Raw genomic sequence first — 26,998 nt, 5'->3', positions numbered from 1 at the left:
AGATTTCATGGATAACTCGGGTTCGAGCTGCGGTATGCCGTTGGGCTGATCCCATTGATCCGTTTAAATGCCCGGCAGAATGAATTCGTTGAACTATAGCCGGTTTGCTGGGCGATTTCATTGACGGTAAGCCCGGTATCGGAAAGCATGACACGTGCTTTATCCATACGCAGGTTTTCCAGATAATCCGAGAAATTAACGCCGGTCTGCTCCTTGAAGAAGCTGGATATATAAACTTTGGAAATTCCGGTCTGGTCCGCGATGGTATCCAAATTAAGATCGGCGTTTATGTACATCGTTTGCAGACTGTGCTGAATGCTCTGAAGGAGCCGGACGTTCTGACTTTTCCTGCGCTCAAGCAGTACCTTGCAGATATTGGAATACAGTTGCTTGATGTACCGGAATACTGAAGCAAGGTCATCTGAATCGTTGGCATTTCTTAGCAGCGTCAGGACATCGATTTCCTCCTCCAACGATAACTGCTGCCTTAGCTTCATCAGACTGCCGGCCATATCGTATAGGAGAAGCCTTTGAATAGATGGAACCAGGTTGCGCTTAACGAAATTTCGCTCGTAAATATCGTCAATCAGCAGGTTCACCTCGTTCAGGTCACCGGCTTTGGCGTGGTTCATCAGACGTGTCTCAATTTCGCCCGGGTAGTAGTGGCTGTCCGAGAGATCCGGAAGCTGATGAAACCATACGATGCCCTGTAGCTGTTTTCTTAATGAATAGTTCAGTGCGTGCTTGGCTTCTCCGTATGAGCGGGATACGTCGAGCATGGAGGTGTACACACCTCCTGAAGCGATATTCAGGCTGAGATGGAATTGGGAGAGGAATACGTCCGTGATCTTATTGAACAGCGCTCCCATTCGGTGCATACAGGCATCAGTGGAGATATCGTTCTCCAAAAAAAGCAGAACGATCTTATCCTCTGCGACATCATGATGAATCGGATAAGCGTGCTCATTCCGGAGCATTTCCTTGATAATGACCCTCAGCCTGTCCAATTCCTTCAAACGTTCCCCTTCATAGCTGTCACCTGGGGCAAACTGCACGATTGCTGCGGCAGCGAATGTAATCTGAGTGGATAATTGTTGATGCTTCAACAGCTTCTCCATTTCACCGCCTGCGACAAGTTCTCCTTTCAAAAGCCGATCGATAAGGGTCGCTCTAAGCAAAGGCGCCTGTTTCTCGATTTCTTCTTGCAGCACTAGGTTGTTATCTAGTACGTACGATAACTTTCTGCTGTTGCGGGAAGTGAAGAAGTAGGCGAGAACAATTCCGATGACCAGAAACACCAATGTCATACTGAAAGTAATTCGTTTGACGTAATTCGCTTTCTCAAGCACGACATGCGGAGACTGGGCAAGCACGTAATACCAGCCGTTCGAAGTGGAGCGGGTATACGTAATCATGTTGCCCTCCGTATGCCGGGATTCGGCAATAAACCCTGACTGGCTGCTCATTGAGGCTGGATCCAGCTTCGTGTAAGTGCCTGTCGAGGAGATGATGTTCCCTTGTTCGTCTGCGATGTAAGCCCATCCACCGTCCTTGATATCCAGACCGCCAATAAGCTTCATGATCTCATTGTTGTTGATCAGTACCACAATGCTGCCTTGAGCTTTGCCAGGCGGATTTCCCAGGGGATGGCTGTACGTCACAATCGACCGCGGATTGCCCAAATAAGTCGCGTTTGTTGCCGGTAGAAAGCGCTTACGGTTGTTTCCTTCGAAAAAAGCTGCATGCCATTGCTCGTAATCCATCCCTTCATATTGCAGTACAAGCCGGTAAAATTTGTCCGATTCATACATCAGGGAAGGTGCAATAATGAAATCGCTGTTGCGATAATAAATCAAATAATTCAAAATAAATTTGTTGGAAACGCTGTAGTTGTAGAGGTCTTTTTGGGTAGCTAAAACTTTGTAAGTATTCGTTCCTTCGAATGGTTCGTTTACCTGCTGGAATCGAAGGACCTTCGGATCATTCGCCACTTGCATGATGATGGTATCCATTTCCGCGAGCCTTCCGTCCAGCGTCGATTTGACCTGTTCCAGCATGTGCAGATTGCTGTTTCTGGCCTCATTGCCGACCAATTCAAGCGTCTTCTCGTAAATGAGCCAACCCAATGATAAGGCCAGAAGCAAGAAGAGGACATAAGGAATGAGCAGACGCATAAACCAATTGTTCCTGTTGAACATTCGAATCATAAGCAAAACGCCTCCTTACAAGCAATATGATTTTATTCTGACATCTACCAACTGCTGTGAAGCCGATAGGAAGAAGTTTATTTCGGATTCAGGGGAGACATTGGGGTACTATATCGAGTTTTGTTACCTAAGCATACCAAATAAAAGACCAAAATTATCGGTAAAATTGAACGATTACCGTCATTTTGTCTAAATACGTTTGATCGTCGATTGTTAAGCAACCTGTAAGTATCTGGGGCGAAGCGCTGATGGAGGATACAAATAAAGCTGCCCCTGTTATTAGCGGGCAGCCGGATCATGTTTTATCCAATTCATTTTGATAATTACATGTGTGCTTGCGAGAATTGCTGCATGAATTGCCTTTGTGCCTGTATGCCCCAAAAAGTTATGCAAATAAAGATCGTTTTTTTATTTTTGTAACGAATACTTTAAATGGACAATATTGCTGTTATATTGATTGCCATTCCATTCTGTATAAACCAGCGTTTTGCCGGAAGGGCTCCAAGAGGTCACTGCATTTTCGATATCTACCGCTAATTGGGTGGATTTGCCGGTTAACATATCGTAGAGATAAAGCCCTTTCACGGTCATTCCGTTTACATCGGCCTTCTCGCTGAATGCAATCATCCGCTGATCCGGCGACCATGAAACCCCGCCAAGCTCCGTGCCTTCAGCAATCGTATTTCGATTTCCCCCATCTGCGTCACAAAGAATCAGAACACTTTTGGAGCCATTTGATTGCAAAACCAGCATTTGATTCCCATCCGGCGAGGGGGCTATACCGTAAACATGATCAATATTCAAACTTGCCTTTTCCTTTGTAGCCAGGTTCAGCATCTTTAAGGACTCATCGGAATTAGTATTGTAATAAACCTTATCCTTCATTTTTTCAACGATAAACAAAGCTTCCTCATTTAAGTCGGCTATTGGAGCGATGCTCCCTGTGGTACTTGCCGTATAAGCACCCCCGCTGTAAGCTGCGCCAATAATCGTTTGGTCATCAGCCCATTTGGCGCTGGCGGCCCCCCCAATAGGATTGCCAATGATACCGAATGAATCCAACGTATCCAGGTTCAACACATAATAGACAGGATCACCTAATTCGAATTCATGATACAGCAAATTCTTTTTATCAGAAGATAAAGACGCACCTCCCAAAAACACATGATCCTGTTCTTTTAGCAGCTCGTATTGTTTCGTATTAAGGTTGTACAAATACAGGCTTCTAGGATATGAATCCGACAATTCTTCCAGCTTCATTTTGTCTAATGACGTGTTTTCTTTTGAAACGATGACGGTTTCCTCATCCAACCAGTCAGTCATTTCCACATTTTCATAACGCTCCATTTTTTCCACGGATACAGCAGGCTCGCCTGCCTCCTTGCCGGCATCATCAATGACCGTTATCGTTTCTCCGGGCTCTTTGATGATTACCCTGTTAGCATCCTCTTCTGAACTACAGGCTGTAACGAATAAAAGCAACGCTGTAACAAACCCCATAATGACCATTTTTGTTTTTTTCATATATATTGCCTCCTCGATACCTACAATATCAAGAAATTGTTCCAAAAATACAAACGAATGTTTCCAACATGTAAACAAAAGCATCGAAAATGTTAATTATTTTCTCGTTTTCGTCGGCTCATAAGCTGGAAAGGAGATTCTGAATACGGTTCCTGCCCTATCTGTGCTCACAAGAGCTATAGAGCCTCCTTGTGTTTCCGCATACTTTTTAGCAAGAGAAAGTCCAAGTCCTGCGCCGCCGTTTTCCCGTGATCTGTTTCTATCAACGGTGTAGAATGGCTCAAAAATCTTGTGTACCACTTCTCCCGGGATGCCAATGCCTGTATCGGCAATTTCAATGATAACCTGACCATCCTTCAAATCATTTTTTACAAAAATATGGCCCCTTGCTTTGTTGTACTTAATGGCATTATCCATGAGATTGACAAGCACAATGGTCATACAGTCTTTGTCAGCTTCGACATAGGCTTCGGTTAAATCCGTTTCCAGTCGTATGCCAAACTTATCCAGTTTACCTTTCAGGCTGCTCAGTACCAATTGGATAGCCTGCTGTACATCGACCTTTTCCTTGCTAAATTCAAAATCATATTTTTCCAGAGCAGCCAATTGCAATACCTTTTCAACCATTTCATAAAGCCGCCTTGTTTCACTTTGGATATTTATTTTTGCTGTTTCCATCAGCTTCTCATCATCAGGATACATTTCGAGCAAATCGATATAGGCTTTGATTGATGTTAACGGTGTTTTAAATTCGTGGGTAACGTTGCCAATAAACTCCTTTTGCTGCTTATCAAGCCGGGATAATTTATGGACTGCCAGTGTTAATTTTTCACGTTCTTGATCCTTATCCCGCATCGTTTTCATAATTTGCTCGCTCATAACGCGAATACCCTCGCTCAGCTCACCGATTTCATCCTTTCGTGCGAGCGTGTCTGTTGCAAAATGTCCTTCCCGAATTCTGTCCACCGTTTCGTTGAGTCTGATGATTCCACTGGCAAACGAATTAAAATAAAAATAAGCCAGAATAAAGCTGAGTAAAAATACACCCGTTCCTATATAGATAAACAACTGCTTGATCTGATTGTAAAATGCAAGATTCTTCGACAGGGAGTAATTGAACTGTACAACGCCCACTTGCTCATTGCCTGTTCGTAATGGGGTCATGTAATATAACGAATCTTTATCAGTCAAATAGGCTGTTTTATTATTTAGTGCAAATGCTAACGTTTTTTTTATGCTATCGGATGTAATAATCGATCTATCTTTATTAACGATTGTCCCATCCTGATCATACAACACGACCGATTGCCCGCTAATCAATTCCAATTGTCCCGCAAATTCCTTGCCTTTCGATGCCAGGAAAGTTTGAGGCACCTTATTAGACTCGGCCATAATGGTCTGGATAAAATATACGTTTGCAGTTGTCGCTTGCTGGGCAAAATACTGCTCAACCTCTACCTGCTGATTTTTTTTAATGCCTTCCAGCACCAGCAAGCTTAAAATAAATACAGTAAGAAGCAATAGGGCAGCCAAAAAAATACTGAATTTAATTTTTATGCTGATTCTCACCGTAACCTCCCAAGGCTTTATAACCGATACCGTGAACGGTTTGTATTATTTCGCTGATATCCGATCCCAGCTTTTTCCTCACTCTTTGTATATGAATATCCACGGTTCGCGTGCCGCCTATATAATCCATCCCCCAGACCAAATCCAAAAGCTGCTCCCTTGTAAAGACCCTGTCGGGGCTGGATACTAGTAGAGCCAACAAATCGTATTCTTTAGGTGTCAAGTCCAGCTTCTTTTCGCTTGCCAAAGCCGTTCGTTTACTTACATGCAGCACGATTTCACCCAGCCTAATCTCGTCAAGCTCTTGCTTTTCTCCTGCAGCCTGCATTCTTCTAAGTAATGACTTTAAACGCGCAAGCAGCTCCCGCATATCAAAAGGCTTTGTGATATAATCGTCTGCTCCCAGCTCAAGCCCTAAAATTTTGTTGACAATATCCTCTTTGGCAGTCAGCATAATCACGCCGATACGTCCTTTATCCTGAAGCTTCTTTAAAATGTCATAGCCATCCATGCCGGGAAGCATCACATCCAAAATGATGGCATCCGGACGAAACGCATATAACCTTTCCAGAGCTGCTGTTCCATGATCAACAACCTCGACGGTATATCCTTCTCTTCTTAAGGCGTAGGCAATTGCATCCGCAATTTTTCTTTCATCTTCAATGACCATAATTTTTTCGTTCATCGATTCACCATTCCATTCTTACTATATATAACCAGTCTATCATCCTTAGATTGAATGCAATAGGCTCCATAATAAGGAAGGGGCTTGAACCGTCCTGAACCGTATAGTTACATTTGAACCATAATCAGGGAGATTATTCAATCGATTGGTAAAGGTTATATCACAGGTACTATGGAAATTTAGTACTAGATAGCCACCACGGACTAATATATAGTCATCCTATCGAATACTATAAAGGTGTGAATTATTATGCAGAAAAATCTCTGCATGATTTCTTTAAATGACGCTTGGATATTCGTGGATCGAATGTGCCTACTCGAATTTCTACAATAAAAATGATTTTAGGTGTTTCAAACTTCGATAATCTGTTTAATAAACAAAAGCTAAACCTGCGTCTTCTGAAAAAACATACATTTATTGTATTTATTTAATATCATTACATAAAGGGATACATATTGCCTGGGTGCAAGTTAGGATGATGTTTGGTATATGCAAATGGCGTTAATCACACTGCTGGTCTGCCTATTAGTGTTTTGTGTCGCAACCGATTTAAGAAGCCGTATGATTTATGATTGGGTGACCCTGCCGGGCACAGTGGCCTTTCTAGTTTTTCATCTCATAGCGAAGGATATTTCCATGCTTGAGCCGCTCGCAGGAGCAGCAGGTCTGGGGGTGATCGCTTTGCTTGTCGCAGTAGTCAGCAAGGGGCAGTTCGGCGGCGGTGACATCAAGCTTTTTATGATGATCGGCGCATGCTTAGGCTGGTCAATAGGTATATGGGTTTTTATGCTTACTTTTTTGGCTGCAGCCTTTATCGCTTGGCCGATTCTGCTGCTTCAGAAGCTGCTGCCTCAAAAGCGTAAAGTAAAGGAGCTGCCGATGGCGCCATTCATCGCCTTCAGCGCTATGCTTATGATTGCCTTGGCTTACTGATGCGAGGCCGTCAAACAGCTAGATTTACATAAGAATGAAAAGAGAATGAGAAAAGAGATTAAGCTTATTACTAGAGCCAGGGGTGTTGGAAATCTATGTTTGAGTCAAAAAGACGCGCATTTCTATTATTATTCGTATCCATTGCGTTAGGTTTGGTCGCCGTTATTTTATTCTCCACGTATATGCAGGAAACGAAAGAAAGCTTGGGAGAATTGGTTATGGTCCAGGTCGCGGGAAATAACATTCCTGCCGGGCAGCTCATAACCGAAGACCTGCTGACAGAAGAGCAAATTCCTCGCAAGTATATGCTGGAGTCTTTAATTCAATCGCCTGCTGAGCTTGTTGGGAAGGTATCGATGGTCCCGATCGCCAAAGGTGCGGTTATCACCTCTGTCATGCTTAGGGACAACAGTCTCGTGTCGGGGGAGTACCGCCAGGTTATGCTTCGCGCGCCCATGTCCGTATTTGATGATCAGATCGACGCTTATGACGAGGTTGATATTCTTGTTTCCTACGAGCAGGAGGGCGGCGCCAAGGAAGCTGCGGCGGACCGCAGAACGACGAAGGTGCTCCTAAAAGGGGTGACGGTAAGCAGTGTCCATAAGAGCGGAGACGAAACGGTAGCCGTTGGCGTGCTCCTTAAGCTTGCGGACACGAAGAGCTTAATATGGGCACTTAATTATGGCAAAGAGGTGCGGCTGCTCAAAACAGGCAATGCAAAAGCCTCTCAAGAGACGCTTCAGGCCGACGAGCCTATAGCTGCAGATTCGGCGTCAGCACCCGGCTCCGGGTTGCCTGCCCCAAGTCCGAAGCCAACGGCCAAGCCAGCGGCAGCCGCAACCGCCAAGCCTGTTGTAAAGACGCCGCCAGCTGCCGTTACGCCGCCGAAGGGAGGAGAATAAGCCTGTGAACACTGCCAAAATATCGATCATTACAGATGACAGCCGCCTGATGCAGCAGCTCGTCCAGCATGTCAACTTTCTCAACCTAAGCATTGGAGAAACCATTGATAAGCCAAGAGAGGCCTATATGCATCTGCATCCGCTGGAGCCGCGAGTCGTGCTCCTTGCCGAACCTCTCGAGGAGATGAGCATTCCGCAAATCATCCAGCAGTTAAAAAAAGTTAACAGCAGCGCGCCTATCATTTTCATGTCGCGCGAGGGCAAGTTTGAGCAAATACGCGAGCTGTACCGTTGCGGAGTTTCCGACGTTCTCCGCGTTCCGGATGAGCTTGGGCAGCTCGAGCTGCTGCTGGAAAAAACCGTACGTCAAACTTCGGATAACCGGGACCGGAGCAGATCCTCCGGCTCAACCGGCTCAGAAGGCGGCGAGGTTATTGCTCTTTATAGCGCCAAGGGCGGCTCGGGTACGACAACGGCAGGCATTAATTTGGCGCAAGGGCTTGCGATTCAGTCCGGAGCCCGCGTCCTGCTCATCGACCTAAACATGCAATTTGGCGGCTTGCAGCAATATCTCGACATACAGTTCGAACGCAATTTAGGCGATTTGAAGTCTGTGCTAAGGGAACTGACTTACAGCCAGTTGGATAATGTCCTGTATAAGCTGGCTCCTTCCGATGTGCATCTGCTGCTGTCGCCGGCTCACCCGCAGGAGGCTGAAAACTTTAAGGGCGAGGATATCGAGCTTTTATTCGCCGCTTGCCGCGCGCATTTTGATTATATCGTGCTGGATTTACCGAAGGAGCTGAACGAAATATCGATCTGCGCGTTGGGCCAGGCTGACCGCGTGCTGTATTTGCTGCATTTGGACCGGCCGTCGATTGTGAGGATGAAAGGCGTTTTTGATATTCTGGAGCGCTACCATTTGACCCACGAGGAGAAGCTTTCCATTGTGGTGAACAGGCACAGCAAAAAAAATGACGTCACGCTGGAGCATCTGGAGAAGATGACGATGATTCCTGTTGTCGGCGTTTTGTCAGAGGACGTAAAGCGCAACGTACAAACGTCTATGAATCTTGGAAAGCCGCTTCTGACCGAGAAGAAGGTGAAGGGACTCAAAGGTCCTGCGAAGGATTACATGACTCTGGCTGCAGCATTGCTTAAGCAAGAAGGGGGCGTGAACCGTGTCCATCTTCCATCAGCTAAGCAGTCGTCTTGAGGATTCGCCGAAAATTGAAAAGACCGCGCAAGATTATATTGACTTCTTGTTCAACCATTACAAGGAAAGGCTCTTAAAAGAAACGAATCTGGATCAATTAATTAAGCTACCCAACTTTCAGAAGCGGCGGACGATCGAGAAGCTCATAACCGATATGCTGGAGCAGGAGAAAGTCATCATTACACAGCTCGACAAAACGAAGCTGCTGGATATGATTCTAAATGATTCGGTCGGCTATGGACCGCTTGAGCCGCTGCTGCAGGACGAGGATATTACTGAAATTATGGTAAACGGTCCGAATGAAGTGTACATAGAAAAAAAAGGCACCATAACGCTTTCGAACATATCGTTCAAAAATCAAGAGCATATTCGCCATATTATTGACCGAATCGTCGCTCCGATCGGCAGACGGATTGATGAAAGCTCGCCTCTTGTAGATGGAAGGCTTGAAGACGGCAGCCGGATTAACGCCGCGATTCCTCCGATTGCTTTGTACGGTCCTGTGCTGACCATACGAAAGTTCAAGAAGGACCCGTACGCGATGCACAACCTGCTTGAATTTCAATCACTGTCGAAAAAAATGTCCGAGTTTCTTGAGGCAGCGACGGCCGGAAAGATGAATATTCTGATTTCCGGCGGTACGGGCAGCGGAAAGACAACGCTCTTGAACGTCGTCTCCGCAGCCATTCCCGTCGGAGAACGCGTCATTACGATCGAGGATATGGCTGAGCTTAGACTGGGCCGCAAAAACTGCGTTTCCTTGGAGGCAAGGCCTGCAAATATGGAGGGCAGCGGTGAAATTACGATACGCCATCTTGTGCGCAACGCGCTTAGGATGCGGCCGGACCGCATTATTGTCGGTGAGGTGCGAGGCGGCGAAGCGATGGATATGCTGCAAGCGATGAATACCGGTCATGAAGGCTCGCTGACGACGGTGCATGCCAATACGCCTCGCGATGCCATGTCGCGTTTGGAGGCGATGATTCTGATGAGCAATACCTCGATGACGGCGGAGGTCGTAAGGCCGTTCATTGCCGCCGCAATCCAGATCGTCGTTCAAACGCTTCGTTTGTCCGACGGCTCGCGAAAGGTCGTATCCATCGCTGAGGCGGTCGATGAAGCGGGCGAACTGAAGCTCGTGGATATTTTTCGCTATGTTAGAACTGGCACGAGCACAAACGGAAAAAGCATCGGACGGTACGAAACTACGGGCTACGTTCCGAAATGCTATGAGAAGCTGAAGGCGTACGGATATGACCTTGGCATTGATTTTTTTGCCCCGGGCCAGGAGGAAGTAACTCATGTCTAACGAGCTTTGGTTATGCATCGTTTTATTTCTCACGGTAGCACTCGGCACGCTCGGCATTTATGAGCTAGGCAGCGTGCGCAAGCGGATGAATGGCCTTTACCGCAAGCTGGATGAGCTGCATACGGAGGAGGCCAAGGCCTCGCGCGGAACGTATCATCGGCTATCTCTCCGTTTTAAGCAAACGGAGTTTGGACGGAGCCTAGAGGACCGTTTGACAGCCTCTAATTTAAAGCTGAGCCCGCTCGATTGGCTGCTCATTTTGATCGTTTTGTGGGCCGTGCTTTCTATACTCGTAGAACGGATGATGGGACTTGGCATGCCTTACAATATGCTTGCTGCTTACTTTGTTACCAATTTGGGCTCGAAGCAATGGCTCAAGTCCCGAAGCAGTAAGTTCAGTCAGTTAATTAACCGGCAGCTGCCCGAGGTATGCCGCATGCTGTCAAGCTGCATTCGCGCCGGCATGAGCGTACAGCAAGGAATTGATATCGTAGCGAAAGAGCTGAAGCCGCCTGCGGGATTATTGTTTCAAACCATGTCCAGGGAGCTCAAAATGGGTACGACGCTGCATTTGGTGCTCGAGCGCGTGCATGAGCGTTTTACCAGCAAGGATATTCGCTTGCTAACGCAGACGATTATCGTGCAGCGGCAGGCGGGAGGCAATCTTGGTCAGGCGCTTGACCACTTGGCGAAAACGCTTGAGGAGCGCGAGCGCATGAACAAAGAGATTAGCAATCAGACAGCGGAATCGCGTTATATAGCGCTCACGCTTGCGTTAATGCCGGTATTCCTGATCGTCGTGTTCAATATGGTGTTTAAAGGATTTATTATGCCGATATTCACTGTGCCCGGCATGGTCCTTATAGCTGTAGTGCTGCTGCTAATGACGGTAGGTTTCCTGATGATTCGCAAAGTATCCAATATAAAGGCGTGACGATATGAATGAGTGGACTGAAGCATTGTTGTATGCGGGATTCGCAGTTTGGTGCTTATCTATGCTGTTATTTTGGCGATATCGCCTGCATCGCATAGCACTGCTCAAGCGGCTGGGCTTGATCAAGCTGGAGCGGAAAAAGAAAGAAAAATGGACAAATCGCATTTCTGTGCGCATTTTCGCATGGTCTAAGCAGCTTGCGCCGATCGGGCGCCGCTTTCGAATGTTCTCGAATGAGGAGGAGCTGGAGCGGAAAATAGCGCTAGCCGGCTATCCGGGAGGCTTGCAGCTCGATTCCTATTACGGCTTTCGCTTTTTGTGCCTGTTCGCCGGTCTGTTCGGAGGGACGGTTTTGTCTTGGCTCGGCATAGGCGGCGGCGGTACGATTCTTGTTTTGTTTGCAGCAGGCCTTGTGTTTCCGCCGATGTGGATTCGCTCGGCTGCCGCACGGCGACAGGAGCAAATCGCGATTGAGCTTCCAGATTTTATGGATGCCATGAGCGTGACGCTGCAGGCTGGTGTGCCATTGGATCCTGCGATGAAGCAAATCGTGAAGACGATGGATGGGCCTCTGCAGGAGGAAATGAGCCGCTTCCAGCAGGAGCTGGATATCGGGGTGCCGCGAGAGCAGGCTTATCTGCGCTTAATGCACCGCAATCAATGCAAGGATTTGGAGACCCTTATCCTGTCCTTGATTCAAGGCAGCAAGCTGGGCGTACCGATAGCCAATACGTTCAAGCTGCTTGCTGAGGACATGCGCGAATCGCGTATCGGGCGAATCAAGGAAAGGGCTGCGAAGGCCGGTCCTAAGGTAACGCTTATTACGACCTTTGTTATCCTACCGGCTGTCATCCTGTGCGTAATCGGATTGCTCGTTCTTAACTTTATGTATAACCCGGAAGGTCTTGGCATTTCTTGGGATGCATTCAACATGTAATAAGGAGAGGAGGTGAACGGATCATGCTGACGAATTTTGGAATCAAACTATACGGCAAATCAGTTCAAATATGGAATCATACAAAAAATCAGCGCGGCGCGCAAGCCATTGAATACATCGGGGTTGCTGCCCTTGCCGTCGTACTCATTCTCGCGATGATTAAGCTGTTTGGAAGCGACGGTGATGGAATTGCGAAAAAACTGGTTGACAAACTTAAGGACTTTATCGATAAAATCAGTCTTTAACCGCAAAAGAGGCCGAGAAAACCATCTCGGCCGTTTGAGGCGGCTTACAGGAAATGAGCAGGGCTCCCAAGCGATTGAATTTGTTGGAGTGCTGCCTTTATTTCTGTTGATGATACTCATCGTTACCCAATTCGTCTATGCAGGCGTGACCGTTGTCGTTGCTAAGCAAGTTGCAATGGAAGGCGCGCGCGCTGCAATGGTTGAACTTACGTCTGGAGCGAACTACGAGGCTGCAGTTCGCAACGCAGCAGGCAAATATAAGGTGAACAGCCTATCTAAGCATGAGTATAATTCTGGGTCAGATACCTTTGTAACCGTCAAGGTTACGCTGGAATCTCCCATCGTGACAGGAGGATTATTTCGATCCTCCGGCATATCGCTTCCCGTCTCGTCAGAGGTGACGGTGCGCAAGGAAGAGTTGAAATAGCCCGCTGGCTGAGAGGTTGTGATTACGGTGCGAAGAAGCTTGAAACAGCGCTTCTTTCTTGCGTTGACAATCCTAATTTGGATATGTGCAGCTGTTCCTTCCGCTTTTGCGGAAGAGGCTGATATTGATTCGCAGCTTGATTCCTACACGATTCCGGACAAAAGCGTCCCAGCGGCTCCAATTATTGTGGATACAGCCGTACCGGATGGCACCAAAGGCAATCCCCCAACCTATGAAGTAGGCGATACCGATCCTGGCTCTGGCAAGGGCGGATTGCCCGATTCACCTGGCGGAAGCGGTCACCTTCCAGGCCATGATTCGGGTGGCGGTACGGACGGAGGAGCCGTTGACGGTAAAGGGGAAGGGCCTCCGGAAGTCGGCGGTATAGAAGGAGCAAAGCCTCAATCCCCGGAGCAGCCAGGCAGCAAGGGGACGCCCGAAGGAACGAAAGATCCTCAGGGTCCGCAGTTGCCGGGAACAAGCGGAGGCGGCAGCACGCCAGGCGGCACCGATCCGCAGACTGGTGAGGCTGGCGGTACGGGTCAAACAGGAACAGGGAGTACAGGAACAGAGAATACAGGAACAGAGAATACAGGAACAGAGAATACGGAGACATCGGATACTGAAACGTCGGATACCCAAACGTCGGATACCGATGAGCAGAGCACGAAAGACCCAAAGAGCAAGCCATGGTATGAGACCTTCTTTGGTCATGTAAAGCAGGCGGCGACGGGAGGATTGGCCGGCGCCATTGGAGCTGCTATCGTCATTGTTGTCGTCGTAGCGGTTGCGGCAGTGCTTGGAGTAACGATTGGCGTACCTTTGTTGATTGTGGCGGCTGCCGCGGGTATAATCGCGGGAGCTGTATATGCTTTATATGCAGGGGATTCCTTTAATTTCCTGAAAGGGATCGGGATTGGCGGACTGGCAGCGGTATCGGTTATTTCTATCGGTCAAGCGGGAATTGCCGCGGCTTTCCGCGGCGGTTGGCAGCTCATTACGAATGTTGGGGTGCGGGGAGCTATGCGGGCCGCAGGCACGCGAATAGCAACCTTCGCGAAGGGGGCATTCAGCGCGCTTAGAAGCGGTATTTCGGCATTAGCGCATGCGCCGGTCGCAACGCTCAAATCGGCGATCGTTTCGAAAACGTTTGGTTTTACGGTTTTGCTTAATATGGGAACGAGCGTATTCAGCAAGCTTGCTTTTGAAGGAGAAATGCCTGGTCTGCAGGAAGGTGCTTTGATGCTCGCGGAAAGTGTTGCGGGGGCGCTTATTTTTGATAAAATCGGAGATATCGTCGGCAAGCAAGCTCTGAGCAAGCTTGGGAAACGGCTGTCCTCCTTTGTTGCGAGCGCGTTTGAGTCAATGACGATCAATGTGCTGCTTAAGCGAGAGAACGCGGATGCTGGGAATGCGTCGCAGGTTGGCTTTTTTAAAGCATTTATTCTGCAGCCGCTGCTTGGATTGCGGTTAAATCGCTGGCGGACGAATGAACAGGTAGGCACGGCGCTTTCTGATCTTGAGGCCAGAGGCATCACGGTAGATTCCTCGAACATTGGCAACAAAAAAATGACGAATGTGCAGCTTGATCGGCTTTGGAATAACGGTGCGAACCCGAATTCGGTTCGTCACTGGGGCCAAGACGGACATCAGGTTACCCAAAACCAGTTTGACAGGCTGCTGGAGAACCAAGATAAGCTGACACAGATGGAAAACAAGCAGAAAATCGTCGAGAAATTGACGGAGAAAGCGATAGAGGAGCCGGTTAAGGATAAATTCGGACTAGGGAAGTGAATGGGATGCTGAAGCGGATCCGGGAGCTGGAGGATAAGCAGCTGCTTCGCGGTTTATGGTGGAATACCGGTATTTTTGCAGTTGTTTTTCTTATAATGTGCTATTTGGCCGGCGATCATGATTATGTGAGCTTCCAAGCCGCAGTCCTAATATTGATTGTCGTTTACATTCCAGGCCTGTTGCTTTTGCTGGCTATGTATGTCAAAGCAGATGCTGAAACGCGAAAAGCCTATAACCTGCGAATCGGATTAGTCGCAGCCGCCGGCGTAATTATAGCGGTGTGGAGGTATATGAATTAGCGTCAGCCGGAGAAAAGGATGTGTATCATCGTTGCATAAAAGAATGGCTTTCTTATTTTTATCCATGAGCCTTGCTTCCGTTATGCTTGCAGGCTGCTTCGGAGGGGCTGAGACCAAGGAAGGCGAAGTGCCTTCAAACGACGTTGTCGTCGAAGCGCAATCGCCTGTTCCTACGACGGACACTGTTCCGTCCGGTCAAGAGGAGCAAAACACGGAGACGCCGGAGGAATCGGTACAGCCGGAGCCTGTTCAGGTTAATGATATCGCAGGTCATCCGTCTGAGACGTTCATTTCGGACCTGCTGCAAAGCGGGAGTATTAAACCGGATACGAACGGCAATTTCCGGCCGAACGAGGCAATTACAAGATCGGAATTCATTCATTGGATGTACGGATATGACAACAAAGGAATTAAGCCTTATAAGCCTTCGGCACCGAGCTTCATCGACGTGCCGAAGGAGCATGCAGACTTTGAGCTGGTAGAAGGGCTGCACCAAGCCGGAGTCATTACCGGATTCCCGGATCAATCGATGAAGCTGGATAAGGAGCTAACGCGCGAAGAGCTGTGCTTGCTATGGGCTTGGTATCAAAGCGCCGATAGCGTAATCGATCCGATTATTCCGCTCGCATCTGCGGAGCTTAGCTTGAAGCCTTATGGAGACGGGGATAAGGTAGGCCAAATATTCATAAGGGCTGTTGATCAATATTTAACCAATGAAGATGTTTCGTACACCGCCGTGTTCGGCAAAACGCCGAAGCTGAATCCGCAAGGATCGGTAACGAGAGCGGAAGCGGCGCAATGGATCGTATCGTACAGCGACAAGAACGAACAGTAAGAAGGGTGTTGCTTAAAGTGAAGGGAGATTCCTGTCGGAGCGGTATCGTTGCAACCGTGAAGAATGAGCGCGGAAGCATGTCGCTGCTAGCGATAGGCACCTTGGCGCTTGTAATCATCGTCAGCGTTTATTTATTTTATTTTTTTACTGTTTTTATTGAGAAGCGCCAAGCCCAAAACATCGCCGATGCAGCATCGCTCACTGCTGTTCAGACGATACGGGAGGAATATGAGGAGGCTATGCAGGACAAGGCGGAGAATGAAATTGAAGCCTTTCTTCTGGAATACAGCGAGCTGCTTAAGCCTGCCGTGCCTGACACAGAGGCAGAATCCCCATTGCCTGAGAGTGGAAGCGAAGCTGAAGGCGGTTCATCTGGCCCAGTTATTCCGCCGGTGCCGGCGCTTAAGCTTGAAGACTTGATCGACAGCCCAGAGCTGCGCGGTTTGATTAAGGATGAAACTTTTGATAAGGAAGAGCATTGGCTGCTTGTTGCCAAGGAGAGCTACTTCGCGGATGAATACACAGCGCGAAAGAATGGCGAGCTTCTATACGATGTCATTAGGCGTGAGGCTGGACAGGTTGAAGCGGCTGCGAGAGAAGCCGTTGCGGCTAACAAGGGCAAAGCTGGCGGCAGCTTGACCTTTCCCGTAGAAGGCGAGCCCAAATTTCTTCTAAAAGCAACGCGTACGATGAAGCTGGACAGCATCGGCTTCGAAAAAGATATTATAACCGGCGCCGCCGCAGGCATTTCTTCTAAGGAAGTTCCCATTGACGTAAGCGGCAAGCCACCTTTTACAATCTATTGGTAGTAAAAAACTGCAAAGCTTTTGAAGCAAAAGAAATCCTTGTTCTTGATTCAAGCAACGGGACACGATAGCGTAATGACGAGAGGCTGCCGATCATATCGGCAGCCCTTTTGTTTAGTCAAAGCAATATTTATTTTCGAATACTGGTTTCAACGCTTTACAAGCTGCCTTTGGCGTATTCAGCTCTTGACTGCACCGGCTGCAATATCGGATATAAACTGCTTGCTGATGAAGAGAAACAGCACAATTAACGGAACAACAGCAAGGAGCGTCCCTGCGATAACCATGGAATAGTCCGTCGTGTATATTCCATTTAATGAAGATAGGGCAACCTGCAGCGTGAACTTGCTCTCATCTGTCAGGATAATGAGCGGCCAGAGATAATCATTCCACACACCGATAAATGTGAAGGCGCCCAGGAAGGATAGCGCGGGCCGCAGAATAGGCAGCGTTATGTTCCAGTAGATGCGAAAAAAACCGCAGCCGTCAATTCTACCGGCATCCATCAGTTCAGATGGGATCGAATCCTCGGCATATTGCTTGATCCAGAAAATACCGAACGCATTTACCATGCCCGGAATAATCAAGGCCTTGTACGTTCCTACCCATCCGAACTTGGCCATGATGACGAATGAAGGGACGAGCGATAGCTGGGCCGGTGCCATCATCGTTGCGAGAAGAAGAATAAAGAGCCACTTTTTCCCTGGAAAACGGTATTTGGCGAAGGTTATTCCAGCTAGTGAGTCAAAGAATAGAACCAGCAAGGTGCAAGCGGCTGCAACGAACAGCGTATTCAAAAACGCGCCGAAAAAATCAATGTTTGCCATCACCCTCGATATATTATCGAAGAGATGGCTCCCGAACCATATTTTTGGAGGATAGCTATAAATTTCTGGCGTTGTATGCGTTGACATCACGAGTAGCCAGTAGAAAGGAAAAATAGAAAGGATAAAGCCGGCTATCAATCCGAGATGGAGCAGCGTTGTTTTCCATTTGTTGGTTGGCATATCTATCACCCCGATTGTTAGTTATTATCCGATTTACCTTGGACGAGCTTCCAGTTAACGATTGAAAACAAAGCGATCAGCACGAACATGCCCCAGCCGACGGCTGCACCATATCCGAAATAGTTATTAATAAATGCCTCCCGATACAAATAAAGCACGATGGTAAGCCCGCCGCCGTTAACGCCGCCGTCGTTGCCGACCAGCACTTGCGGTTCTGTGAATATTTGCATGCCGCCAATCGTTGAGGTGATGACGGTGAACAAAATGATCGGTTTCAGAATCGGAACCGTAATCCGGAAGAAGGATTGTACTCCGGATGCCCCATCCATTTTGGCTGCTTCATATAATACGGTCGGAATACTTTGCAAACCTGCCAGAAAGATGACTGCATTATAGCCGACCCATCGCCATATTACCATTAGGGAAACGGCAATTTGGATTCCCCAAGCTTTGTTAAGCCATTCAACCGATGACAAGCCGAATAAAGAGAGAATGTAGTTCAGCAAACCGTAATTGTTGGAAAATAAAGTGCTGAATATAATCGCTACAGCAACCAGTGAAGTGACGTTCGGAATGAAATATCCGATACGAAAGAAGGTGCGGAATTTCACCAACGTCGAATTCAGCAGGAAAGCAATTACGAGAGCTGAGAACAGCATCGGAATCGTCGAGAATAGCCAGATTAGGAAAGTGTTTCCGACGGCTTTCCAGAACTCGGCATCCGTGAGCATGAATTGATAATTGTTCAAGCCGTTAAAGGTCATGTTACCGATTCCGTCCCATTTCTGAAAAGAAAGGTACATGGAAAAGGCTATCGGAAAAAGCCCAAATATAGCAAACAACAAATAGAAAGGGGAGATGGCCATATACTCTTTGCGGTGCTTCCATATTTCAGAGGCGAGCCCGGTTTTCCGTTCAGTCAGACCAACATGTCGACCTGATGTGTGCTGTGGCCGGTTATGCAAGGATTGTGCCATTTGCTTCAACCTCCTCGTTAGTTAACTATCCAGACAAACAACATTTAATTAGCGCAGAAGTTCTTTCTTGACACGCGCAAGAGCATCTTCCCATGCTTCATCGGGATCTTTTCCCTGAAGAGCTACGGACTGAAGCTGCCGGTTTACAATACCGTTGATATTTGCGTATTTTGGCCCGAAGTAAGCAGGCTTTACATTCCTGGCAGATTCGGTAAAGATTTCACCGGTTGCCTGACCGCCGAAAAATTCTTCTTTCTTCAGAAACGCACTGTCCTCAAGAGATTCAATAGTTGATGGGAACAAGTTGATATTGCGGAATGTCTGGACCTGATTCTCAGCACTCTGTATCCATTTCATAACCTCAAACGCTTCCTTGGGATGCTTGCTTGTCTTCATGATGGCTAGAAAGGATCCGCCATTATTGCCGTCGCCTCCAGGCGCACGGGCTACCCGCCATTTTCCGGCTGTATCAGGCGCAGCTTGTTGAAGCACTTCTTTATTCCAGACCGCCCCGACAAAAGAAGCGATTTTACCGTTACTCATCGCTGCGTTCCACTCGGACGAACCGCCGTTGGCGTCTGCGAGCAGTCCCAATTGGGACGCCTTAGCCGCCAGGTCCCAGGCATTCTTCATCGATGAAGATGGATCTTCTCCGATAAAGGTATCGTCTTTGGAGAAATAAATCGTATCGCTCTGTGCGTTAACCTGCGTATATATGCTGCCGATGTTGTCGGTCAGCTTAACGTCTTCCCCTAGAGCAGCCTGTAGTTTCTCGCCCAGCGCAAAATAATCCTCCCACGTACGTACCGTACGAGTTACCTCATCTGGATCGCTAGGAATTCCTGCTTTCTCGAACAGATCAGCCCGGTAATATAAGCCTGTAGGTCCAGTGTCGATCGGAAGCGCAATCATTTTACCATCCGGTGTTACCCCGAGCTGCCATTTCCACTCCAGAAAATCTTTCTCAATATCTTTGGCGCCTAGCTCATATAAATCGTAGAAGCGATCCGAATTGGGAAACATCTCGGTTACCCAGTCGTTAAAGGCTACGATGTCGGGTCCGCCTGATCCTGCGGCCAACGTCGTTTTCAGCTTCGATTTGAAATCGCCTCCAATTTTCTGGGCGTTGATTCGCACATTAGGAAATTGTTTCTCAACGGACGCTATAAGCTCGTCATCCAAACCGCGGTTCCAGTACCAAAGCGTAAGCACTTTCCTTTCGTCGGTAGACGATTCGCTGGTACAGCCACACAGCCCCATTATTAGTATCATCAGCAATAATACGGCTCGTTTTTTAGTCATTTGATCCGCCTCCCAACCTAGTTAAACTCAAATTACATATGTCTTTATAATAAACCTCTCGTTTATCCTTGAATCTTGTAAAATATAGAAAAAAGCTAGTATTGCCACGTTGAAACGTTTCCATGGAAATACTAGACTCTATCGGGTATGTTATTATTAGTAACATGAAACGGATTGGAGGCACACCATGCGAGATATCGATTACAGCAATTATTTTTGGCAGGATGAAGCGTTAAGATTGCGTGCAATACGACCAGAGGATTGGGAAGATCACTATATCAACCGTTTTGATACCCCTGCACGGCGCCTTTTAGAGTGTGCAGTTGAATTGCCGCCTACAGTTACAGAGGCAAAATCTTTTGCAGAAAAATTTACTGACTTCTCATCGAATCGTCTCATGTTTATTATTGAAAACTTGGACGGTGACAATGTTGGTGGGATTAATCTAAACAGTATCGACGAAAGAAACGGCACGTTTAGCATCGGTATTCAAATAGATAGAGACCACCGAGGGAAGGGTTACGGTACAAGGGCCGTAACTATACTTTTAAAATATGCTTTCTTCGAGCGAAGACTAAATAAGTTCAACAATTACGTTCTTGAAGGAAACGAAGCCTCGGCTGCAATGCTGAGAAAAGTCGGATGTGTTCAAGAAGGAGTTCGTCGCCAAGTCTTTTTTACGAATGGACGATATTATGATTCCATCCTGTTTGGTCTAACGAAAGACGAATTTGTTGCGTTTGTTTCAAACACTAAATAGCGAAAAGCATTAGTTTCAATCACAGAGACATCGCCTAACTAACGGGGGGCTAGCTATTAGAACGGGCTGCTTTTTTCTCGATTAAGGGCAGCGTACCGCTTAAGCCTTTGTTTATTTCGCAATTTACAACATTAAAACACCCGCAAGGCGGAAGGCCTTGCGGGTGTGGCTGCTTGCCGTCACCGGCTTTTCAGTTCGCCGATTTTTTCTTGGACCTCGCCTTTTAATTTATCTTTTTTACCTTCTGCTTGAAGACGGGAGTTGCCTGTGGCGTTCCCTATCTGGTCCTTAATTTCACCCTTGGCCTTGGATACGCCGCTTTTGATTTTGTCGCTAAGTCCATTGTGGTCGTTCATGCTCAACATCTCCTTTTCAATAGGATATTAGGTTATTACCCATTTGGGAGCGGGGCGAAACAGGGCTGCGTTTTGGTTATTATGAATTAATAGTAGTCCGACATGAAAGGATGGTTTGGGATGATTACAAAAAAATGTCTTATCAATGAAATTCAATATCTTATTGACGAATACATCCACGAGCTAGCTTCACCTTTTGATTCCTTCTTGGAGGAGCATATTCTAGCATCGACCTTTTACATGATCCAAGAGGGATCTAACGTAGTGGGGTACTATGCTATTCACAATAACGAACTTCTTACCCAATTCTACATCAGTCGTCCCTACCAAATGTACGCGCAGAAGATGTTTAGCCAAGTGCTTGAACGTCATACAGTGAACTCGCTTTTCGTTCCGACCTGCGATGAACTATTTGTTAGCCTAGCGATAGATAAGGACTTCACGATCAACAAACAAGCTTACTTTTTCCAAGACAATCAAGCAGACATAATAGAGAGTAATCCTTCAAGTGATGAATCATTTCGCCTTGCTAATTTAGAAGACCTACAACAAATACAACAAATCTGTGGAGATTTTCTTGACCAATACGAACGGCGGATTGCAAGTGGAGAACTCTTCACATACTATAGGGGAGCTGTGTTACTTGGAATCGGAGTGGTTGAGAAGTCTAAAATGTTCAAAGGATTAGCAAGCATAGGGATGCTAACTAATGAGGCATATAGAAAACAAGGAATTGGGAGAGTCATCGTTTTACAATTAAGGAAATGGTGTGATAGGCAGGGGATTAAGCCTGTAAGTGGATGTTGGTACTATAACGAAGCCTCTAAGAGAACGCTGGAGAGTGCGGGTATGGTCACGAAAACCAGACTATTGAATGTCAAAGTCGTTTAGCGTGTTCTTACTATACGACGACGAGTAACGCTAGTTGTACAAACAGGGAGCAGTTTGCTGCGGCAGCTGCTCTTTTTCTTTGTGTTGCTAAGGGAGCAAAATTAAATCATTTCACTGGCTATCCATATTTTTTCCACTCAGATCCATGGCGGAAGAAGCTTTATATCTGCAATAATATACTATAGGCATATCATTTTTAGATGTAGGATATGAGAAAGCTTGAAAGGAGTTTTCTCATGGAAATTACATCTTTTTTTATTTATTGTATGATTGCTACTTTTACGCCAGGGCCTACTAATATCGTCATATTATCCACCGTACATCATTTTGGGGCAAAAAAAGCAATGAAATATTCGTATGGAGCAACTATTGGTTTTGGTTTATTACTTGTTATTTCTGCTGTGTTGAATACCATGCTCATAACGATAATACCAAAAATAATAATGGTTATGCAGATAATCGGAAGCTGTTATATGTTCTGTCTCGCTTACCAAATTTACAGAATGGATACATCAAATCCACGTGTAAACCAAACGGCTACCTTTATGTCTGGCTTCCTTATGCAGTTTTTAAATCCAAAGGTTGTGCTGTTCACATTGACTGTAATTCCTAGTTTTATTATGCCCCACTATATCGCAGTGCCTGCGGTGATGATAAGTATTATAGCTATAACGCTTATTGGATTTTCAGCATTTATTACGTGGATTCTTTTCGGTACCATCTTCAAGGAGTTTTTACAGAAACATAAGAAGACTGTTAATGTAATGATGGCGTTATCTTTAGCTTACGCCGCAATCATGATATGGATGTAGGTAAGCTTATTAAGAGGTGAATGGAATGAACAAATTTATTTATAAAAAATCGGCAGGTATTACTGCGTTGTCAGCAAGTATGACTGATTTTATGTATAAAAAGCACTCTCACAAGGAGTATGCAATAGGTGTAACATTGCGTGGTATTCAACAATATAACATGGATGGCACTTTACAATTATCCTATCCAAACGGTGTTATGCTTTTTAATCCAGAACAGGCACATGACGGAATGGCGCATGATAAAACAGGCCTTGACTATATTATGCTATATATTGAGCCACAACTGCTTTTAGAGGTTATTGAGAAAAAGGATATTGTGCGTTTTTCAACCCCTATTGTGTATGATTATGGGCTTGAACAAAAAATCTTAAGTCTTTCTCATGCCATATTAAGCGATAAAGATGAGGCTTTGTGCAGCGAATTGCTATTATCCCTCACGGATAGCCTTATTCATACTAATCTTTCCACTGATGATAAGAAAGGTAATGCTCTAATTAGAAAAGCAAAGGATATGCTTCATTCCAATTTAGAGAAAGTACTTAAGCTTGAGGAGATCAGTAAAGAGCTTCATTTATCGAAATTCCAGTTTATCCGATTGTTCAATGCTCATACTGGAGTTTCGCCCTACCAATACTTTCTTAACTGCAAGATAGAGCGAGCAAAGCAATTAATTGAAAAGAATGGAGATATATATTCAGCAGTAGCTGAATGTGGTTTCGTTGATTTGACCCATCTAAATAAACATTTTAAAAGCGTATATGGAACAACAGCATTTGAATATATGTCACATATATATTGAGGGGGAGTTTGAAAAAAGGATAATTGTCATTCTGGCCGAACTAATTAGTAAGGTTAAAGGCTAGTTGATTGAGTGATTGGAGGAAAAAGATGTTTGGTTTATCCAGACTTCCCCAAAATGCGCGCGGCTGCCTTCTGTACGAGCCGCTGTTTCTAATCCCGTACAGCATGTTCAGCACGTATGCCACGATTTATATGTTTGAAATGGGGATGAGCGAGACGAAAATCGGCTGGGTCACCACGCTGACCCTGCTTGTGCAGGTATTCTCATCCTTCATAAGCGGCTATCTGACCGACAGGCTCGGCAGGAAATGGGCGCTGCTTTATTTTGACGTGCTCAGTTGGACGGTCGGCACCCTGCTCTGGGCAGTATCGCAAAATATTTGGTTCTTTATCGTCGCGGCCGTCGTGAACGGTTTTCAGAGGGTTCCGCATACCGCGTTCTACTGCTTACTTGTGGAGGATACCAAACCGGAGGACCGGACCTTCGTCTTCTCCGTTCTTCAGTTCGTCGCCATGCTTGGCGGCTTGTTCGCTCCTCTCGGCGGACTGCTCGTCGCGCATTACGGCCTGATTCCCGGCATGCGGATCATGTATGTGCTCGCCTGCGTATGCATGACGATTCAATTCGTCGGACGGCATTTTGCCACCCGTGAGACGGAGATCGGACTACGCAAAATGGCGGTAACCCGCAGCGTAGGTTTTATGGCCGGTCTGCGTGAGTACAAAGGGGTTATCCGCGGAATGGCGGAGAATAAGTCACTGCTGATGATTTTCAGCGTCTACATTCTATTCCAGTTCCAGCTTACGATGAAAGGGACCTACTTATCACTCTTTCTCGTGGATGATCTTAAGCTGGACAGCGGTCTTGTGTCTATATTCCCGGCCGTAACTTCGATTGTTATGCTCCTCTCGATGTGGCTGCTGCTGCCCCGGCTGGGCGATAACAGACTTCACGCGGTCATGCTGTGGGGTTTTTTCATCTCGCTGGTGTCCAATCTGCTGCTGATCCTCCCGCTCCCCGGCATGATGTTTTGGCTGATCGTCAGCACCGTTCTCGCCGCGGCGGGTACGATGATGACGTATCCGTATTTGGAAGCGGCGGTCGCCAACGCCATTGACGACGAAAACCGCGCAAGCGTATTTGCTATGCTGTCCGTACTGATTCTGCTTGTCGTATCACCGTCCGGCATTATTGGGGGATGGGCTTACCGCCTCGATCCTTCCCTGCCGTTCCTATTGATTGTTCTATCGTTCGCGGCAAGTATGGCGCTGCTGGTGCTGTATAAGAGGAGCGCCGGGCGTGAAGAGACGAAGGTTGTCTGATTGAGGTTTTGAAGAAAAACCTCATCGTCCGCAAGGCTAGCTTGCCGAACGATGGGGTTTTTGTTTTACTGGGTTTATGACTACCATGTCCATGATGGCCGGCTGCTGCGGATATAGACCAATTAAGTTATGAGATTTTACGAATGAGTGACTTCTTGATGTTAAGCTAAACGTTCCATAGGGCCTAACATTTGGCCTTTGTCAAAAAAGGAGCGCCTCGGTATGATGGGTTTGTAGACGGGTTTATAACCCAATACCATCAAGGAGGCGCTCTTAGTATGAAGTTTAAGCAAAAGGGGCGATGCTACGCTGGGAAAATATCTATATCTGGCTGCACTCCAACTCCAAGAACAACGCTTCGAGTACCGACTAGAGAAGATGCTGATGAAAAAGGGGATATCCTATGAAATTGCAGGCTGCCGGCAAAGCGAAATGGTTCGTCTATCAGAAAATTGTCATCGTATTTATCGTGTTTCTTGTTCCTCTCATTGCGATGAACATCTGGGTCAATTACAAGGGCATGTCTTTTTCAAAAAATACGCTGCTGGATTCAGCCGAAGCGGGAGCTTCCTTTTACGCTAAGCAACTGGATAAGGAAATGTATTTTATTCGCACTCAGCAATTGGGATTTATTAACGGCGAAGATTTGCAAAAGCTTAGCTTTAGGGGAGGAAGCCTTGCGATATATGATGAGGTTAAACTGATTGAACAAGTGAGGGATCGATTAAGCTTTCTCATGAATTCTAGCGAATACGTGCTTAATGCAGGGGTTTATATTGCATCAGAAGGAAAAACCATCTCTATTTCGAATGGTGTTACCAATACGCCAAATGACGAATATAAACTCATTTCTACACTATTAGGAGTTGCAATCAAGCCTTCCTTTTATAGAGACGGAGATCGGATATTCTTTATTGAGACGGCGAATAATGACGGCATATGGTCGTATATTGAAATTTCGAAAGTGAAGCTGCTCGAAGAGCTGCATCAAATTACGACCTTATATCAGGAGTCAGAGGTATTGCTTGGCAGCGACGGCTTGGGAAGTGTATTTTCCACGACGCAAGAGGGTCAAGCCATTGCAGTACAGCAACAACTGGTTAAAGAGCCTAATGATCAAGCTGACAGTATGTCCAAAATGGAGAAAGTGAACGGCATCCATTATTTTGTTATACACAATTTTGTCAGCTCTTTAAATTTGTCATTAATTATGTATGTGAATCAAAATGAGATCACAAGTTCGTTAAGTCAATTTTATACGCTGTATTACCTCCTGTTCAGCATTACCATTATCATTCTTTTGCTATATTCGTTCTCGGTTAATGTCATGATACATCGCCCATTGTCCAATCTTGGCAAGGCATTTCGAATGATTGAAACAGATAATCTAAACCTAGTCATCGAATCCAAGACAAAGGATGAATTTCATTATTTATTTCAAAGCTTCAACCGGATGGCACATCGGTTGAAAGTTTCAATAAAAGAAAACTATGAACAAAAAATAGCGCTGCAGCATTCGGAATTAAAGCAGCTGCAATCTCAAATCAACCCTCATTTTTTATACAACAGCTTTTTTAATATTTATATGATGTGCAAAGTAGGCGATTCCGATAGTGCCGCGGAGCTCTCCCAAAAGCTTGGAAGCTATTATCAATACATTACAAGAAGCGGTTCTGATGAAGTGCTCCTAAACAAGGAGTTTCAGCATGCGCTCGATTATTGCGAAATCCAATGTATACGCTTTTCTAATCGGTTCTCGTATGAATACACCGAGATTTCAGATCATTTGCATACCGTTTACGTTCCAAGACTCATCATTCAACCGATTGTCGAGAACGTCTTTGATCATGCCTTTGAAGATGGTACGATGAACGGGGTTGTCTATATTGGAGCTAGCCATGAGGATGATACGATACGCATCACCGTAGAAGACAACGGCGGGTTATTAACCGATGATAAAATAGAGCAATTGCAGGAGCAGCTGGTAGTCAAAACTAAGCAGGTTGAGAAAACAGGATTAATTAACGTGAGCAATCGGCTAAAACTAATTTATGGAGCGGGCAGCGGCTTATTCGTTTCCCGAAGCCAATACGGCGGTTTGAAAGTGGAGCTTATCATTCATCTTGAGAATAAGGGGGCATAAT

26 protein-coding genes are annotated in these 26,998 nt (G+C 46.3%); 18 read left to right on the top strand and 8 right to left on the bottom strand.

The genetic code is table 11. From position 1 onward, the window contains the following. Positions 1-5: 5 nt before the first annotated feature. The 4 genes from HI950_RS09090 to HI950_RS09075 form a co-directional block, all read right to left on the bottom strand. Positions 6-2,207, bottom strand: coding sequence for a helix-turn-helix domain-containing protein (locus HI950_RS09090; RefSeq protein WP_169083930.1), 2,202 nt, complete (start codon positions 2,205-2,207; stop codon positions 6-8). A 408-nt stretch (positions 2,208-2,615) separates the two neighbouring features. Continuing rightward, on the bottom strand, positions 2,616-3,731 hold the full coding sequence (locus HI950_RS09085; RefSeq protein WP_169083931.1) for a TolB family protein: 1,116 nt from the start codon (positions 3,729-3,731) through the stop codon (positions 2,616-2,618). A gap of 96 nt (positions 3,732-3,827) precedes the next feature. Continuing rightward, positions 3,828-5,300, bottom strand: a complete 1,473-nt coding sequence (locus HI950_RS09080; protein ID WP_169083932.1) for a sensor histidine kinase — start codon at positions 5,298-5,300, stop codon at positions 3,828-3,830. Further along, on the bottom strand, positions 5,278-5,985 hold the full coding sequence (locus tag HI950_RS09075; protein WP_169083933.1) for a response regulator transcription factor: 708 nt from the start codon (positions 5,983-5,985) through the stop codon (positions 5,278-5,280). The genes HI950_RS09080 and HI950_RS09075 overlap by 23 nt, the downstream gene beginning before the upstream one ends. A gap of 489 nt (positions 5,986-6,474) precedes the next feature. On the opposite strand from HI950_RS09075, the gene HI950_RS09070 reads away from it, so the two are divergent. From HI950_RS09070 to HI950_RS09015, 12 genes are all read left to right on the top strand, one after another. Continuing rightward, the gene (locus HI950_RS09070) at positions 6,475-6,918 is read left to right on the top strand and encodes a prepilin peptidase (protein WP_169083934.1); all 444 of its coding nucleotides are present in this window, start codon (positions 6,475-6,477) and stop codon (positions 6,916-6,918) included. Positions 6,919-7,013: 95 nt separating this feature from the next. Beyond that, positions 7,014-7,820 carry an SAF domain-containing protein gene (locus tag HI950_RS09065; RefSeq protein ID WP_169083935.1) on the top strand — a complete coding sequence of 269 codons (807 nt, stop codon included), beginning with the start codon at positions 7,014-7,016 and terminating at the stop codon, positions 7,818-7,820. Between the two features lie 4 nt (positions 7,821-7,824). Next, positions 7,825-9,036, top strand: coding sequence for an AAA family ATPase (locus HI950_RS09060; protein WP_169083936.1), 1,212 nt, complete (start codon positions 7,825-7,827; stop codon positions 9,034-9,036). Beyond that, a complete protein-coding gene (locus tag HI950_RS09055) occupies positions 9,002-10,345 on the top strand; it encodes a TadA family conjugal transfer-associated ATPase (RefSeq protein ID WP_169083937.1) in 1,344 nt (447 codons plus the stop codon). Before HI950_RS09060 ends, HI950_RS09055 begins: the two co-directional genes overlap by 35 nt. After that, positions 10,338-11,279 (top strand): type II secretion system F family protein, encoded by a 942-nt coding sequence (locus tag HI950_RS09050; RefSeq protein ID WP_169083938.1) that lies wholly within the window; start codon positions 10,338-10,340, stop codon positions 11,277-11,279. The genes HI950_RS09055 and HI950_RS09050 overlap by 8 nt, the downstream gene beginning before the upstream one ends. Before the next feature lie 4 nt (positions 11,280-11,283). Continuing rightward, positions 11,284-12,216, top strand: coding sequence for a type II secretion system F family protein (locus tag HI950_RS09045; RefSeq protein WP_169083939.1), 933 nt, complete (start codon positions 11,284-11,286; stop codon positions 12,214-12,216). A 23-nt stretch (positions 12,217-12,239) separates the two neighbouring features. Then, positions 12,240-12,461 (top strand): Flp family type IVb pilin, encoded by a 222-nt coding sequence (locus HI950_RS09040; protein WP_169083940.1) that lies wholly within the window; start codon positions 12,240-12,242, stop codon positions 12,459-12,461. Then, positions 12,400-12,888, top strand: a complete 489-nt coding sequence (locus HI950_RS09035) for a TadE/TadG family type IV pilus assembly protein (RefSeq protein WP_169083941.1) — start codon at positions 12,400-12,402, stop codon at positions 12,886-12,888. Before HI950_RS09040 ends, HI950_RS09035 begins: the two co-directional genes overlap by 62 nt. Positions 12,889-12,915: 27 nt before the next feature. Beyond that, positions 12,916-14,682: a proline-rich domain-containing protein gene (locus HI950_RS09030; RefSeq protein WP_169083942.1), complete on the top strand. Its 1,767-nt coding sequence runs from the start codon at positions 12,916-12,918 to the stop codon at positions 14,680-14,682. 5 nt (positions 14,683-14,687) lie between these two features. Continuing rightward, positions 14,688-14,981, top strand: a complete 294-nt coding sequence (locus tag HI950_RS09025) for a hypothetical protein (RefSeq protein ID WP_169083943.1) — start codon at positions 14,688-14,690, stop codon at positions 14,979-14,981. 31 nt (positions 14,982-15,012) lie between these two features. Beyond that, the gene (locus HI950_RS09020; protein WP_169083944.1) at positions 15,013-15,816 is read left to right on the top strand and encodes an S-layer homology domain-containing protein; all 804 of its coding nucleotides are present in this window, start codon (positions 15,013-15,015) and stop codon (positions 15,814-15,816) included. Then, positions 15,780-16,625, top strand: a complete 846-nt coding sequence (locus tag HI950_RS09015; RefSeq protein WP_169083945.1) for a pilus assembly protein TadG-related protein — start codon at positions 15,780-15,782, stop codon at positions 16,623-16,625. Before HI950_RS09020 ends, HI950_RS09015 begins: the two co-directional genes overlap by 37 nt. Positions 16,626-16,801: 176 nt before the next feature. On the opposite strand, the gene HI950_RS09010 is transcribed toward HI950_RS09015, so the two are convergent. From HI950_RS09010 to HI950_RS09000, 3 genes are all read right to left on the bottom strand, one after another. Beyond that, positions 16,802-17,629: a carbohydrate ABC transporter permease gene (locus HI950_RS09010; protein ID WP_169083946.1), complete on the bottom strand. Its 828-nt coding sequence runs from the start codon at positions 17,627-17,629 to the stop codon at positions 16,802-16,804. A gap of 17 nt (positions 17,630-17,646) precedes the next feature. Then, positions 17,647-18,495 (bottom strand): carbohydrate ABC transporter permease, encoded by an 849-nt coding sequence (locus HI950_RS09005; RefSeq protein WP_223285209.1) that lies wholly within the window; start codon positions 18,493-18,495, stop codon positions 17,647-17,649. A gap of 159 nt (positions 18,496-18,654) precedes the next feature. Continuing rightward, a complete protein-coding gene (locus tag HI950_RS09000; RefSeq protein ID WP_169083948.1) occupies positions 18,655-19,908 on the bottom strand; it encodes an ABC transporter substrate-binding protein in 1,254 nt (417 codons plus the stop codon). A 187-nt stretch (positions 19,909-20,095) separates the two neighbouring features. On the opposite strand from HI950_RS09000, the gene HI950_RS08995 reads away from it, so the two are divergent. Further along, complete coding sequence (locus HI950_RS08995) at positions 20,096-20,668, top strand: GNAT family N-acetyltransferase (RefSeq protein WP_169083949.1); 573 nt, start codon at positions 20,096-20,098, stop codon at positions 20,666-20,668. Positions 20,669-20,847: 179 nt separating this feature from the next. On the opposite strand, the gene HI950_RS08990 is transcribed toward HI950_RS08995, so the two are convergent. Continuing rightward, complete coding sequence (locus tag HI950_RS08990; protein ID WP_169083950.1) at positions 20,848-21,024, bottom strand: CsbD family protein; 177 nt, start codon at positions 21,022-21,024, stop codon at positions 20,848-20,850. Positions 21,025-21,144: 120 nt separating this feature from the next. Between HI950_RS08990 and HI950_RS08985 the strand changes: the two genes are divergently transcribed. The 5 genes from HI950_RS08985 (at position 21,145) to HI950_RS08965 (ending at position 26,997) form a co-directional block, all read left to right on the top strand. Beyond that, the gene (locus HI950_RS08985; protein ID WP_169083951.1) at positions 21,145-21,915 is read left to right on the top strand and encodes a GNAT family N-acetyltransferase; all 771 of its coding nucleotides are present in this window, start codon (positions 21,145-21,147) and stop codon (positions 21,913-21,915) included. Positions 21,916-22,151: 236 nt separating this feature from the next. Continuing rightward, the gene (locus HI950_RS08980) at positions 22,152-22,727 is read left to right on the top strand and encodes a LysE family translocator (protein WP_169083952.1); all 576 of its coding nucleotides are present in this window, start codon (positions 22,152-22,154) and stop codon (positions 22,725-22,727) included. A 25-nt stretch (positions 22,728-22,752) separates the two neighbouring features. Further along, the gene (locus tag HI950_RS08975; RefSeq protein WP_169083953.1) at positions 22,753-23,529 is read left to right on the top strand and encodes an AraC family transcriptional regulator; all 777 of its coding nucleotides are present in this window, start codon (positions 22,753-22,755) and stop codon (positions 23,527-23,529) included. Positions 23,530-23,618: 89 nt separating this feature from the next. After that, positions 23,619-24,854, top strand: coding sequence for an MFS transporter (locus HI950_RS08970; RefSeq protein ID WP_169083954.1), 1,236 nt, complete (start codon positions 23,619-23,621; stop codon positions 24,852-24,854). 403 nt (positions 24,855-25,257) lie between these two features. Next, a complete protein-coding gene (locus HI950_RS08965; RefSeq protein ID WP_169083955.1) occupies positions 25,258-26,997 on the top strand; it encodes a sensor histidine kinase in 1,740 nt (579 codons plus the stop codon). Position 26,998: the final 1 nt, after the last annotated feature.

Origin of the sequence: Paenibacillus sp. PL91 (genome assembly GCF_012935325.2) — a bacterium.
Lineage (GTDB): Bacteria > Bacillota > Bacilli > Paenibacillales > Paenibacillaceae > Pristimantibacillus.
This window is presented reverse-complemented; position numbering and strand designations above follow the sequence as displayed.